15 protein-coding genes and 3 pseudogenes are annotated in these 11,779 nt (G+C 68.1%); 8 read left to right on the forward strand and 10 right to left on the reverse strand.

All coding sequences use genetic code 11. The features are described 5' to 3' along the window. Positions 1–65: 65 nt before the first annotated feature. Positions 66–632: a PadR family transcriptional regulator gene (locus tag ACIRVH_RS45245; protein WP_403966563.1), complete on the forward strand. Its 567-nt coding sequence runs from the start codon at positions 66–68 to the stop codon at positions 630–632. 80 nt (positions 633–712) lie between these two features. On the opposite strand, the pseudogene ACIRVH_RS45250 reads toward ACIRVH_RS45245, so the two are convergent. The 3 genes and pseudogenes from ACIRVH_RS45250 to ACIRVH_RS45260 form a co-directional block, all read right to left on the reverse strand. Continuing rightward, positions 713–829 (reverse strand): annotated as a pseudogene (locus tag ACIRVH_RS45250) (IS5/IS1182 family transposase); the annotation flags it as partial. A gap of 49 nt (positions 830–878) precedes the next feature. Further along, positions 879–1,226 carry a VOC family protein gene (locus tag ACIRVH_RS45255; RefSeq protein ID WP_403966565.1) on the reverse strand — a complete coding sequence of 116 codons (348 nt, stop codon included), beginning with the start codon at positions 1,224–1,226 and terminating at the stop codon, positions 879–881. A 74-nt stretch (positions 1,227–1,300) separates the two neighbouring features. Continuing rightward, entirely contained in the window at positions 1,301–1,963 is a 663-nt protein-coding gene (locus ACIRVH_RS45260; protein WP_403966567.1) for a MerR family transcriptional regulator, read from the reverse strand. A 113-nt stretch (positions 1,964–2,076) separates the two neighbouring features. On the opposite strand from ACIRVH_RS45260, the gene ACIRVH_RS45265 reads away from it, so the two are divergent. Both ACIRVH_RS45265 and ACIRVH_RS45270 read left to right on the forward strand, forming a co-directional pair. Further along, positions 2,077–3,105: a hypothetical protein gene (locus ACIRVH_RS45265; RefSeq protein WP_403966607.1), complete on the forward strand. Its 1,029-nt coding sequence runs from the start codon at positions 2,077–2,079 to the stop codon at positions 3,103–3,105. Continuing rightward, positions 3,102–3,605, forward strand: coding sequence for an ABA4-like family protein (locus ACIRVH_RS45270; RefSeq protein ID WP_403966570.1), 504 nt, complete (start codon positions 3,102–3,104; stop codon positions 3,603–3,605). Before ACIRVH_RS45265 ends, ACIRVH_RS45270 begins: the two co-directional genes overlap by 4 nt. Before the next feature lie 469 nt (positions 3,606–4,074). On the opposite strand, the pseudogene ACIRVH_RS45275 reads toward ACIRVH_RS45270, so the two are convergent. The 5 genes and pseudogenes from ACIRVH_RS45275 to ACIRVH_RS45295 all read right to left on the reverse strand — a co-directional run. Next, a pseudogene (locus tag ACIRVH_RS45275) lies at positions 4,075–4,224 on the reverse strand (MBL fold metallo-hydrolase); the annotation flags it as partial. Positions 4,225–4,325: 101 nt separating this feature from the next. Beyond that, entirely contained in the window at positions 4,326–4,694 is a 369-nt protein-coding gene (locus ACIRVH_RS45280; RefSeq protein WP_403966573.1) for a DUF6234 family protein, read from the reverse strand. A 47-nt stretch (positions 4,695–4,741) separates the two neighbouring features. Next, positions 4,742–5,065 (reverse strand): hypothetical protein, encoded by a 324-nt coding sequence (locus ACIRVH_RS45285; RefSeq protein WP_403966576.1) that lies wholly within the window; start codon positions 5,063–5,065, stop codon positions 4,742–4,744. A 79-nt stretch (positions 5,066–5,144) separates the two neighbouring features. Further along, a pseudogene (locus tag ACIRVH_RS45290) lies at positions 5,145–5,285 on the reverse strand (serine hydrolase); the annotation flags it as partial. Positions 5,286–5,422: 137 nt separating this feature from the next. Beyond that, entirely contained in the window at positions 5,423–6,370 is a 948-nt protein-coding gene (locus ACIRVH_RS45295; protein WP_403966579.1) for a LysR family transcriptional regulator, read from the reverse strand. 71 nt (positions 6,371–6,441) lie between these two features. Between ACIRVH_RS45295 and ACIRVH_RS45300 the strand changes: the two genes are divergently transcribed. From ACIRVH_RS45300 to ACIRVH_RS45315, 4 genes are all read left to right on the forward strand, one after another. Further along, positions 6,442–7,176: an SDR family oxidoreductase gene (locus tag ACIRVH_RS45300; protein ID WP_403966582.1), complete on the forward strand. Its 735-nt coding sequence runs from the start codon at positions 6,442–6,444 to the stop codon at positions 7,174–7,176. A gap of 419 nt (positions 7,177–7,595) precedes the next feature. After that, the gene (locus ACIRVH_RS45305; protein ID WP_403966585.1) at positions 7,596–8,375 is read left to right on the forward strand and encodes a methylenetetrahydrofolate reductase; all 780 of its coding nucleotides are present in this window, start codon (positions 7,596–7,598) and stop codon (positions 8,373–8,375) included. A 235-nt stretch (positions 8,376–8,610) separates the two neighbouring features. After that, complete coding sequence (locus ACIRVH_RS45310; protein WP_403966588.1) at positions 8,611–8,820, forward strand: hypothetical protein; 210 nt, start codon at positions 8,611–8,613, stop codon at positions 8,818–8,820. Positions 8,821–8,911: 91 nt separating this feature from the next. Continuing rightward, on the forward strand, positions 8,912–9,241 hold the full coding sequence (locus tag ACIRVH_RS45315) for a hypothetical protein (RefSeq protein ID WP_403966591.1): 330 nt from the start codon (positions 8,912–8,914) through the stop codon (positions 9,239–9,241). Between the two features lie 207 nt (positions 9,242–9,448). Here the strand turns inward: ACIRVH_RS45315 and istB are convergent, their stop codons facing one another. Both istB and ACIRVH_RS45325 read right to left on the reverse strand, forming a co-directional pair. Continuing rightward, positions 9,449–10,195, reverse strand: coding sequence for an IS21-like element helper ATPase IstB (istB, locus tag ACIRVH_RS45320; RefSeq protein ID WP_403966594.1), 747 nt, complete (start codon positions 10,193–10,195; stop codon positions 9,449–9,451). Positions 10,196–10,338: 143 nt separating this feature from the next. Further along, on the reverse strand, positions 10,339–10,674 hold the full coding sequence (locus ACIRVH_RS45325; protein WP_403966598.1) for a hypothetical protein: 336 nt from the start codon (positions 10,672–10,674) through the stop codon (positions 10,339–10,341). A 530-nt stretch (positions 10,675–11,204) separates the two neighbouring features. On the opposite strand from ACIRVH_RS45325, the gene ACIRVH_RS45330 reads away from it, so the two are divergent. After that, positions 11,205–11,690, forward strand: a complete 486-nt coding sequence (locus ACIRVH_RS45330) for a hypothetical protein (RefSeq protein ID WP_403966601.1) — start codon at positions 11,205–11,207, stop codon at positions 11,688–11,690. Positions 11,691–11,779: the final 89 nt, after the last annotated feature.

An 11,779-nucleotide genomic window follows, 5' to 3' on the forward strand; every position in this document is an offset into this window, starting at 1 on the left:
GAGACGCTAACGGTCCCAGTGATACGGTGTCAACGAAGTCATGTGGAAGGAAGGAGAACGGGTCCATGACGAAGGATCTGACGCCGTCCCAGCTGGTGGTCCTCGGCCTCATCGCCCGGCACGGTCCTTTGACGCCCTATGACCTCAAGGCCAAGGTCGAGGCCTCCGTCGGCCACTACTGGCCGATCCCGCACGCCCAGCTCTACCGCGACCCGCCGCGCCTGGCCGAGCTGGGCCTGCTGCGCGAGGAAGCCGAGGAGCACGGCCGCCGGCGCCGGGTCTTCCACCTGACCGGAGCCGGACGCGAGGCCCTGCGGGACTGGCTCGCGGACCCCACGACACTGGAGCCGGAAACCCGGAACCCGGCCCTGCTCAAGCTGACGTTCGCGGACCTGGGCGCCCCCGGACAGGTCGCCGAGCTGGCCGCGACCCAAGCGGCGCAGCACCGGCGGTGGCGCGACACGTATCAGGACCTTCGCACCCGGCTCGACCCGCAGGCCCCGGACACTGCGGCTCGAACCCGGCTGCTCACGCTCGGCATCGCTCACGAGCAGAGCTACGTCGCGTTCTGGGAGGCGCTGGCCGCCGACCCGAAGGGGACCGGCGAGGCGAGGCCAGAGCTCGGCGGCTGATGAAGCGCAGAGCATGCGTGACGCCGGCCAGTGGCCCGCGTCGACACATTGACCGCACACTGATCATCTCGGCACGACTTGCGCAGCCACCGGAGGCAGATATTGCTGCAGGCGAGTTCGAACAGGCCTTGATGGAGGTCGGCTCGGCGTCCGCAGCATCGCGGTCCGCTACGAAGCGACCGTGCTGGTCGCAGCCACCAACGAGTGGCTGTGCCCAGCACGGTCGCAGGTCGTGCGAGACTGGCGTCAGCGGTGGCCCAGCACGTTGACCACCCGGCCGTTGGGGTCGCGGACGAAGAAGCGCCGCACGCCCCACTCCTCGTCCTGCAAGGCATGGACGATCTCCGCACCACTGTCCCGCATGAGCGCATAGGCCGCGTCCACGTCGTCCACTTCGATACTCATATCGGGAGTGACCGGGGCAGTCTTGTCGCTGGTCATGAAGCTGACCTGCGCCGCCGGACCGGACGAGGAAGCGAGCGTCATGATCCAGCCGTGATTCATGACCTCCTCGAAGCCCAACAGGCCATAGAACTCCCGGCTCTCCTGCACAGCCTCTGACTGAATGTTGGGCACGACACGACGAACGGCCATCGACGACTCCAGGTGAGAACAGACTTGCCTCCGAGACCCTCCACAAGTACTACGGCGCAGCCGCCGCCGCACACCTAGTCCGCAACCTTGCTTTCGGTCTCAGCGGCAGTGTCCCGTCCGAACAGCCTCGCCGACGCGTCCACGTGCACAAGGCGGCGCATCGCGTTGAACACCGCTTCACCGAGGACAGTGCCGATCACCACGCTCTCCACCAATTCATCGACCGCCACCCGCCTGCCGACATAGTCGAGGTCGGCGCGGGCGACCAGCTCGGCAGCGTCCGCGTAGTCGTCGAGCAGTTCCACGAACGCCCCGTGTCCGACTCGCCACATGGCGGCAAGCGCCCGGGTCAGGTCTCCTGCGGCCGGGTTCGACTCGTGCGTCCGCCAGCCGCGCCGCGCGATCAACTCCGCGACGACCGCGCTCGCGGCGGCCGACTCCGCGTCGTCGTCATCGCTGTGCGCCGTGCCGAGCCGGTCCGCCACCGCGCCGAGCACCTTGTGCACCGGGCGTGCCGGATCGTCGACCGCGCCGAGTACTTCCGCGATCGCGGCCACCTTCAGTCCGCCCACATCGAGCAGCGCGCGGATCAGCCGGAGCCTGCGTTCGTGCGTCTCGCTGTAGTTCGCCTGGTTGGGGCTGGTCAGCTCGCCGGATGGGAGGAGCCCTTCGCGGACGTAGTACTTGATCGTCGGCACCGGAACGCCGGTCCTGCGGCTCAACTCGCTGATGCGCATTGCCTGTTCACTCCTCGTCCCGCTGCCTCGCGCTTGCCAGGCCCACATCCATGATAGATAGTGGTGCTATCAGATAGCGGATAGCACCACTATCCGTTTTCGAGAGGGTGGGTATGGCTTCATGGCGTTTATGGCACCGGCCGCTGGTGGTTTTCTCCCTGTCGATGGTGGTTCTCGCCGTCATGTCCGGGGTGGGACTCGTCGTCGACGACCGACGGCTCGTGGGGTCGCCGATCTGGTTCAAGCCCTTCAAGTTCTCGGTCTCGTTCGTGGCGTACGGGCTGTCGCTGGCGTGGGCGCTGTCGCTGCTGCCGACCCGCCGTGCGCGGCGTGTGGGGTGGTGGGCGGGCACCGTCGTCACGGTGGCGGGCGTCGTCGAGATGGCGATCATCACCGGGCAGGTGGTACGCGGGAAGCGCAGCCACTTCAACTACGAAACGCCCTTTGACGAAATGCTGTACGACGCCATGGCCGTCACCGTCGTCATCCTCTGGCTCGGGACCCTGGCCATCGCCGTACTTCTGCTCCGCGCCCGGCTCGCCGACCGCGCGTCAGCCTGGGCGATGCGGTCCGGCATCGTGCTCGCCCTTGCCGGGGCAGCTGTCGGCTTCCTGATGACACGGCCGGCGCCCGGTCAACAGCGCGGGGTATCCAAGGTGGTGGGCGCCCACAGCGTGGGCGTACCGGACGGCGGCCCCGCGATGCCGCTGACCGGCTGGTCGACGACTGGAGGCGATCTGCGGGTCCCGCACTTCCTCGGCATGCACGCGCTGCAGCTGCTTCCGCTGGTGCTCATGGGGCTGACGTTGCTGGCACCGCGTCTGGCGCGGTTGCGGGCCGAGCGGGTCCGGCTGCGTCTGATCCTGGTCGCCTCGGCCACGTACGCCGCCGTCTTCGCCCTGGTCACCTGGCAGGCGCTGCGCGGGCAGCCGCTGGTTCACCCGGACAGGACGACCGTGACGGCGGCGGGGCTGATCTTCGCCGGCGCCGCAGGAGGCACGTATGGGGCACTCCGGACCGCGGGCCCCGGCCACGCGGCAATGAGCCGTCCACGTAAGGCAGTCGAAACCGCCGATCTCTCCACCCCCTCCAAGGCTTCCGAGCCCTCCGATGCTTCCGACACCAAGGAGTCTTTGGCATGACCGGTTTCCTCTTCGAATTCTCCTTCTGGCTGGCCGCCCCGGTGTGGCTGCTCATGATCTTCGCGCCAGGGTGGGGGCCGACCGCCCGTATCGCCGCGTCACCGTTGACCGTGTTGCCCGTACTGGCCGTCTATCTCGTGATGGCGCTACCGGTCCTTCCGGAACTCTGGGCCGCCGTCAGCAGCCCCGACATCGACGGATTCCGTGATCTGATGGCGCTCGCCAATGGCGCGGGTGCGATCTGGGCCCAGGTCATCGCCTGGGATCTGCTGATCGGCCAGTGGATGTACCGCGAGGCCCGGCGGATCGGGATCCATCCGCTGGCCATGGGGCCGCTGCTGGTGTTCACCATACTGCTCTCGCCCTTCGGGCTGCTGCTCTTCCTGCTGCTGCGCGCAGCGAAGCAGCAGGCGAGGGCCAAGGACCGTGTGCCTGAGCCCAGTTCAGGAAGTCGGCCCTCGCGATGTGCCAGCCGGTCTCCGGTCGTGCAGGAACGGTAGAACACCGCCGAGCGCGCTGTGCTGGGAGTCTGGCGCACCGGCGACCCCGTGCAAGCCACTGCACCTGCTCGCCGCCGGGACCGCAGACGAGGCCCGCTCGCACATCCTGGCCTGATGCGGGCGGCCTCCGGCTCGGCGTCCTTCGTGTGGGCCGAAGACACGTCGCCCGAGCGGCGGTAGGCGTTGTTCTCGCTGCGCGCCAGGACTCGACGGCCGGAGCCCCCCCCCCCCGGCACCTCGCCCGGTGCTGCGGGAGTCTCGCCGTACTTGACCGTGAGGGCGACGGCCGGAACAAGGCCGGCACCGACAAGAGGTGTGCGACGGACGGTTGTTGAGGTGGACATGGGGCGACTCTGTCACTCGGACCGGCTACCCGTATCGGTGGTTTCGCGGGCAGGGACTGAAGAGTGCTCACGACAGGTGACCCTCAACGTGCCCCTCAGCCCCCTGCCCACTGACCTCGCGGCGGTCAGCGGCTCGGCCGCATGTCACCGCCGTACGTGGTGCGGTAGTCCGGGACGACGATCCGGCTCGCCGCAGACGCCGGGCGCACCCGCGCGATGAACGCGTCCAGGTCCATCGAGGGGTCGCGGCACGGAGGCTCGCTGAGCAGTTCCTCGGCGCTCATGGCGCCAGGAGATCAGGCAGCGGCTGCCTGCGGCCAAGTCCAAAATGCGGTCGGAACGATACGTGAGCGCTTATGGAGCCTGGTCACGCGCGTCACCGTGCGTTCGTGCAGTACGACGCGGCCAGGCCCGCGTTGCATGCCTGCCGCTGCTGCTTCGAGTGCGCGCTTGTGCCCAGCGCATGGGTTCCCGCCATTGCGCCGAGGGCGAGGGCCACGATCAGGGCCTGGGTCCAGGCCATGCGCCAGGTACGGCGTACGGCGGCTGCGAGCGCGGCCACCACGGCGAGCGCGGCCACCCCACCCATCTTCTGGACGTAGGGGCCGACGCGTGGACCGACGTGCTGCGGATCCCAGTTGAAGTAGGTGTCGCCCCACCAGGACAGGAAAATCACCGCGAGGGCCGCCAGTTCGGCGGTGGCCAGTGCTGCGGCGGCACAGCCGCCGGGGGTTCTCTCGGTCACCGGATCATCGCAGCACCGCGCTCTCCGGGGCACATGAGTATCCGTACTCAGCCGCCGCAGAATGTCGACCTGATCGACTCCACGATGCGCGCGGCCTGTTCGTCCGTCGTGAGGAAACGCTCTGCCGTTGCCTCCCGTACCTCGTCCTCGGTCCGGCCGGCCTTGATGGCCAGGCAGATGCGCCGGGCGTTGCCGACGGCCACGTCCTTGTCGGTGACGAGTTCCGGGGCCAGAGCCTTCAGGTCATTCAGTAACAGCTCCTCCTGGTCGGCGTCCGGTGACGGGATGACGTGCGCGGGGCCGCCTGCCACCACCTTGGACTCGTTCTCCGATTCCGAGGAACGGTCGTCCGCACCGCATGCCGTCAGCATGGCGGCCATAACTGCTGTAGCTATTAGCGCAGCTGTAGTCCACTTCATGTCTCTCCACGCCCCGTGCGACACCAGGTTGTGGCCAGACCTGCAGGCCGAGGACGCGGCGGATGGAGGCGCCGTGTTCGGGCGTGCAGGCTTCGTCGCACCAGACCGCGCCAGACCGCGCCGAGCAGCCGGGTCATGCCGCGCGGGGGCTGCGATGGGCGCGGGCCGGATCAGTCGACGATCTTGATCGTGCTGACGCTGCATGCGCATGGCGGTGGCGGGTGAGGGGGTGCTGGCCTTTCTTCGCGCTGGTGGTTGTCTGAAATCAGTGCTGCAGTGATCGTCATGGCGAGGGGTGAGTACCCCCGGTCAGTAGGCCAGTGCGGTCATGTGGTCGGGGTGGTGGGCGGCGACGTCGTGGGCGGCTTGGACGAAGGCGGCGACGGCTGCGGATCGCGAGGTCTCCGGCCAGGCGACCATGACCGCGCTGGGGCTGAGGCCGGTGACCGGCCGGTATGCGATGTCCGGGCGCTGGTGCCGCTCGGTGGTGGAGAGTGACAGGAACGCCACCGCCTGCCCCAGCGCGACCACCTCCAGGAGTTGCTCGACGCTGGCCACAAGCGGCCCCTCAGGAGTGTCGGCCGGCACCAAGCCTGTGTGGCCATCGCCTGCTTCCGCTCCGTCGCATCCTGTGTAGTAGGCGGTGGTGGAGGGGGCGGCCCCCTTCCAGCGCGGGATCGGTTCACCCTTGAGGTCGGTCAGCCGCAGTCGCCGGCGTCCGGCCAGGCGGTGCCCGGCGGGGAGAACGGCCAGTCGCGGCTCGACCACGAGCGTCTGGAAATCCAGCCCTTGACCGTCGAACGGGCTGCGCAGCAGCGCTACATCGGCACGGCCGTCCCGCAGCATGGCGATCGGCTCTCCGCTGCCGCCGACGACGACTTCAGGCGGCGGCAGATGCGAACCCGTTCCCCGGTAGGCGGCGAGGATCTCCCGCAGCAGCCCGGCATCGCCTCCCGGCTTGACCGCCACGACGAGCTGGGGTGTCAGCTGACCGGCCCGGCGTGCACGCCGGGCCGCCGCGTGCACCGCGTCGACCGCGATCCGGGCCTGGTCGAGCAGCACCTGACCGGCGGTGGTCAGCCTCACCTGCCGGGTGGTGCGCTCCAGCAGGCGCACCCCGAGCCGGGACTCCATCTGAGCGATCGCCTTCGACAGCGGGGGCTGCGCCATCCCCAGGCGTTGCGCGGCCCGGCTGAAGTTCAGTTCCTCGGCGACCGCGATGAAGTACCTCAGCTCCCGCACCTCTAGCTCACTCATATCTGTGGACTATAGATCCAGAGTCTTCTGGTCTTTCCCTGCCGCCCGTGGGTGAGGGGAGGCTGGGTGCCATGACGACTTCGCAGAAGACTGCGCTGATCACCGGCGCGAACAAGGGCATCGGCAAGGAAACAGCGCGCAGGCTCGCAGCCCTCGGCATCACCGTGCTGATCGGCGCCCGCAACGCCGAGCGTGGCGAGGCGGCGGCCGAGGAGCTTCGCCCGGGCGGCGCCGACGTACGGTTCGTTCCGCTGGACGTCACCGACGAGACCTCGGTCCAGGCCGCCGCCAAGCACATCAACGCCACGTTCGGCCGCCTCGACATCCTCGTCAACAACGCCGCGATCGCAGCCGGACCGCAAAAACCGAGTGAAACCCCCGCCGCCACCGTCCGGCAGGTCTACGAGACCAACGTGTTCGGCGTCATCGCGGTGACCCACGCCATGCTCCCCCTGCTCCGCCGCTCCGCCGCCGCACGCATCGTCAACATGTCCAGCGAACTCGGCTCCCTCACCCACCTGGCCGACCCGGGCAGCCCGTGGTCCGCCTACTCCTCGATCCTCCTCCCCTACTGCACCTCGAAGAGCGCGCTGAACGCGATCACCGTGCTCTACGCCAATGAACTGCGCGCCGAAGGGATCCTGGTCAACGCGGTGAGTCCCGGCTACTGCGCGACCGACCTCAACCGCCACACCGGGATACGCACGGCGGAGGAGGGCGCGGCCGTGGCGGTTGACCTGGCGACTGTGGGCGAGGACGGCCCGACGGGCGCCTTTCTGGCCGAGGACGGGCCGATTCCCTGGTGAGACCATGCCGCGCCGTCTCCGCCCGAAGCCTGCCGGGGTGTTTTCAACCTCCGCCGTGACGATCACTGGCCTCTTGCGCGGCGCCCATCCCCACGGGCTTTACTGGTAGTTGGTGGGCGCACAAGCCAAGACGGCCACGAGGTGATCACTCATCTCGCGGAGTCAGCGTCAAGAGCTGGGCCGCGGGTCAGCCGGTGGCTTCCATCGCGGTTGTGTGCTCGTCGTGTTCACGCAGCATGCGCATGACGGTGGCGGGTGTGATTGTGTCGGTGGGAAGCAGCAACGGCTGACGGTGAGTTCCGAGAACGGTTGACGGGGTCCGACGGTGGACGTGTCGGTGAGTTTCGGCAACACGGTCCATCGCGTCGAGCTGGCCCGAACTCTCTGATCCCCAGCTGAGGCGTCGGTAGGATCAGGGCATGGCTGATCGTCGTTTCGAGCTGATCTGTGAGGTCGAGCCGCCCACTCGGCCCGACCTGACCCGGGTGCGTCACCAGATCGGTGTATTGAGCCCGATCGCCGATTCGTTCCTGATTCCCGACAACCACATCGGCCGGGCGACCGTCTCGAGTGTCGCGGTGGCTCACGAGGTCCAGGCCATGGGCGCACGCTCCATCGCCTGTCTGAACTCGCGGGATCGCAACTTGCTGGGTTTCCAGCGCGACTTGCTGACGGCCGCCGCCTATGGGGTGGAGCGGTTCCTGTTCGTCCATGGCGACAAACCCAGCGCGGGAGGCCGAACCAGCGAGCTGACCGTCCGCGCCATGATCGAACAGGCGCGGGCAGCGGAGCAGGACCCGGCATTCGGCGGATGCGGGCCCTTCGGGGCCGGAGTCACCTCCGGGCTACGTCCGCTCCCCGGGTGGAAGAGCGCTGCCGACTTCGTCTTCGTCCAGGTCAGCTACTCGTTGGAGAGTCTGCTGCGCTGGCGCGACAGCGTTTCGCTGAGCGTTCCGGTGTATGCAGGGGTGATGGTGCTGGCCAGCGCCGGCATGGCCCGCAACCTCGCAGCCAAGATCCCCGACATCGACATCCCCGACCAGTTGGTCGCAGACGTGGAACGCGACCGCGACGCCGGCGTCGCAGCAGCATGCGAACAGATCCTGGCCATCCGTGACAGCGACGCATTCGACGGTGTTCATCTGGTGCCGGTCAGCCGGTATCGGCAGGTCGCCGCGCTGCTGGAACGTGAACTGTGACCGGGGACTGATTCCTGAGACGAAGGCCGAGCCGGGCCGGAGACCGGACGCCGAGCACCCTTTTCCCCTTTTGCTCAGGTCGCGGCGGCCTGTTCGGCCTTGGCCCGGGACTGAGCGAGGCGGTAGACACCTCACGGTGCCAAGCGGTCAAGCCGGTGTCGTGGGAGGCCCGTGTAGCCTTCTGCCTGTTCGATTTCAGGCAGGGGCTGGGGATGCGATGCACGTAGCGCGGGTCATGGAGTCGTTGGCAGAGCAGGGTGTGACGGTGTTGTTCAAGGTCGACGCCGAGCGCATGCGCGATGGGACGAAGCCCTGGACCTTCGTCGCGAGCGCGGCTCCGTTTCGGGATGATCTCCTGGTTCGCACGGACGCCGTCTCTCTGGAGGCGTGCCTGGATGTCTGCCTTCCGCAACTGCGTGAGCTTGGCTTGGTGATTCCCGATTGACGGCGCGGTCCAGAGCGGGCAACGAGCCGTGATAGAGCTTCCCGAAGGGTCATGGTGGGACTGGGACATCGTCGCCTGGGACTCCGGGCGGTTGCGTCTGGGCGCCGGGCACGACATCTCGTATGCCCACGGCCTGGAGCTGGTGTTCAGCGACCCGGTCTTCGTCACGTGCCCGGCCGCCTTCCAGGACCCGGTGTTCCGTGCACCAACGCCTGACGAGGTCCGACTCGTTGCCCGGCAGGTCGATGAGACACCTCCCGTACTGATTGCCTTCGAGGCCGATGCGGGCGGGCCGAGCCTCGCCTCGGGCCTGATCGCGGCCAGACAGCTCGACATCGTCCTCGGAACCGTCTTCCGGTACTGGCGCGAGAATCTGGCAGTCGGGGAACGGCTGGCTCCCTGGGTGAAACCTCCGGTTTGATCCGTCCTCGGCCTATGCGGCCGCCGCACCGAGGGCTTCACCCGAAGACGCCGAACGCCGCCGCTCTACCGCGAGGGATCAAGAGCCAGGAGTCAGTCAGGCATCCGTTCGACGCCCACGGGACGCCACCACCGCTACGAGTGCCGTCTCCGGCATTCGAACGGACCAAGAGCTGCAGCTTGTCTCCCACGATCCGTTAGCAAGGAATTAGGAGTCGGTGCCGGTCTCGATGATCGTGCCGTTGAAGGTCAGCCGGTCGACGATGGCCGCGCAGAGCCGGGGATCGGTGAAGGTCTTGGTCCAGCCGCCGAAGGCTTCGTTGGAGGCGATGGCGACGCTGTTCTTCTCCTCGCGTTCCGTCAGAACCTGGAACAGCAGTTCGGCGCCATGCTTGTCGAGCTCCATGTAGCCGAGTTCGTCGATGCAGAGCAGGTCGACGCGGCCGTATCGGGCGATCGTCTTGGTCAACTGCTTCTCGTCCGCGGCCTCGACCAGTTCGTTGACGAGCTTCGTCGCCAGGGTGTACTTCACCCGGAACCCGGCCATCGCCGCCTCGGTCCCGAGCGCGATCAGCAGGTGGGACTTGCCGGTGCCGGAGTCACCGATCAGGCAGAGGGGCTGCCCTTTCTTCACCCACTCGCAGGTAGCGAGGGTGTGGACGACGGCGGGGTCGATGTTGGGGTTGGCATCGAAGTCGAACTCCCGCAGCGACTTCTGCCGGGGAAAGGCCGCGGCCTTACTGCGGCGTTCGGAGCGGCGCCGCGCGCGGTCGTCGCACTCGGCCAACAGCAGTTCGGCGAGGAAAGCGAGGTAGGACATCTGCTCGCGGGCGGCCTGATCGGCCAGGTCCGGGAACTTCGCGCGGATGGTGGGCAGTCGGAGCATCCGGCAGGCGCCGACCACGGCGGTCTCGGCCGCCTGCTCGCTCATCCGGCGGCGGCTGGTGGCGTTCATGGCATCTGTTCTCCCTTGATGGAGGCACGCCCCCGCCGATGAGGCCTGGCGCTACGGGAGCCCGATCGTCTCGCCCGTTGCCTTGAATGTGCATCAGAGCCGCCGACGGTAGCCCCCTTGGTCAACAGCGTCAGCGAGGCGGCCTACTGCTGCGCTGCGGTGTGGCGGCGGACGAGCGCCTGCCAGCGCCTCTCGAAGTCGGCTGCGTTCTCGGTGATGTAGCTCGGCGTGCTGGGCTTGTTGTACTGGGCGGTGATTCCGCGGTCTGCGCACTCCTGCGCGACGTCGTCCGCCGGAGGTTGCTCACTGCGCATGCGGTACTCGGCCCAGACGTTGTACACGCGGGACGGCAGGAAGTAGCGGCGCAGGGTGGACGGGCTGACCGGCTGCCCCCCGCGCCCGCGCATGTCCTTCTGCGCAAGGTAGGCGGACAGCTGCTCATCTGTCGGTTCGTCACCGTGCTCGGTCTGGTACTCCACCCACGCCAGGTAGTAGCGGTCGACGGTGGTGAGGGCAACCCGCTCCCCCCCCCGGTGCCCTCCGATTCGAAGAGTGGCTCCTCGATGGCGGCGCTCACCCCGCGGGCTGCGCATCTCTTTGCACGGGCGGCGACCCAGTGGTCGGCCAGGGCGCTCTTGCCGACACCGCCCAGCCCGTGCAGGGCGCACCACCGCCGCCCCCGCACCGTCGTAGCGCGGTGTTTCCATATGCTTTCAGTTCCTCGGGAAGCACGAACTACCGGGGAAGCCCGAAGAGCACTCGCTTTCGTCGCCACTACCACCGCTGTCGTTGTCCAGGTCGCACGGGCTGTCGGGGCAACAGCTGTACGAGACGCTGAGATCCCCACGAGGAGGATCGACCGGTCGACGGATGAGGTCAGAAGGGCTAGATGTATTGATCAAGACCATGAGTGTCAACAACGCTCGTGATCAATACCCCTAGTCCGTTCCGGCGGCCGCAGGGCGTGTGGCGCACGGCGGGGCCGCGAGCGCTGCAACCCTCGTCGTCCATGGATATCGCCACCTTCTACGCCCTCTTCTCCGCGACCTGCTTCACCCTGGTCGGCCTGTGGTGGAACGTCGTCCAAAGTCATGGCGACTGGATGCACGACCCCGCCCAGCGCCGCGTCGTCGGCGGGGTCTACCTGTCCTTCCTGCTGCCCGCCGTGATGGGCCTGTTCGCCCAGGTCGGCGGCACCGAACAGCCGCGGATCTGGCGGGCGGCCTTCGTCGTCCTGGCCGTGGTCGGCTGCGCATGCACCCTGCGGCTGCTGACCCGCACCCGCGGCGACGGCTTCGTCGCCTGGCAGCAGGCCGGTGCCACCCTGCTCTACGCCCTGATCGCGGTTGTCGGCGCGTCCCCCGAACTCGCAGGCCACGTCGGGCTGCGCCCCATCCAAGCCGAGGCCCTGATGCTGATCGCCCTGGTCGTCCTGGGCCACGCCCTCGTCTGGCGGTTCATGGCAGGTGAGGGCCGTGCCGCGGAGCAGGACTAGGGCCTGTGTGCGGTCGTGATCAATCTCGGGTTCTGGTCCCGTGCGGGGGCCGGACCTGGTAGGACGCTGGGTGTGACACGTAGGCAACT

It is taken from the genome of Streptomyces sp. NPDC101165 (genome assembly GCF_044768135.1).
Classification (GTDB): domain Bacteria; phylum Actinomycetota; class Actinomycetes; order Streptomycetales; family Streptomycetaceae; genus Streptomyces.

Coding starts and splice junctions, on each gene's coding strand:
- ACIRVH_RS45260 (WP_403966567.1), bottom strand. CDS start 1,963: ATGCGCATCAGCGAGTTGAGCCGCAGGACCGGCGTTCCGGTGCCGACG.
- ACIRVH_RS45295 (WP_403966579.1), bottom strand. CDS start 6,370: ATGAGTGAGCTAGAGGTGCGGGAGCTGAGGTACTTCATCGCGGTCGCC.
- ACIRVH_RS45245 (WP_403966563.1), top strand. CDS start 66: ATGACGAAGGATCTGACGCCGTCCCAGCTGGTGGTCCTCGGCCTCATC.
- ACIRVH_RS45265 (WP_403966607.1), top strand. CDS start 2,077: ATGGCTTCATGGCGTTTATGGCACCGGCCGCTGGTGGTTTTCTCCCTG.
- ACIRVH_RS45305 (WP_403966585.1), top strand. CDS start 7,596: ATGGCTGATCGTCGTTTCGAGCTGATCTGTGAGGTCGAGCCGCCCACT.
- ACIRVH_RS45285 (WP_403966576.1), bottom strand. CDS start 5,065: ATGCTGACGGCATGCGGTGCGGACGACCGTTCCTCGGAATCGGAGAAC.
- ACIRVH_RS45255 (WP_403966565.1), bottom strand. CDS start 1,226: ATGGCCGTTCGTCGTGTCGTGCCCAACATTCAGTCAGAGGCTGTGCAG.
- istB (WP_403966594.1), bottom strand. CDS start 10,195: ATGAACGCCACCAGCCGCCGCCGGATGAGCGAGCAGGCGGCCGAGACC.
- ACIRVH_RS45270 (WP_403966570.1), top strand. CDS start 3,102: ATGACCGGTTTCCTCTTCGAATTCTCCTTCTGGCTGGCCGCCCCGGTG.
- ACIRVH_RS45310 (WP_403966588.1), top strand. CDS start 8,611: ATGGAGTCGTTGGCAGAGCAGGGTGTGACGGTGTTGTTCAAGGTCGAC.
- ACIRVH_RS45330 (WP_403966601.1), top strand. CDS start 11,205: ATGGATATCGCCACCTTCTACGCCCTCTTCTCCGCGACCTGCTTCACC.
- ACIRVH_RS45300 (WP_403966582.1), top strand. CDS start 6,442: ATGACGACTTCGCAGAAGACTGCGCTGATCACCGGCGCGAACAAGGGC.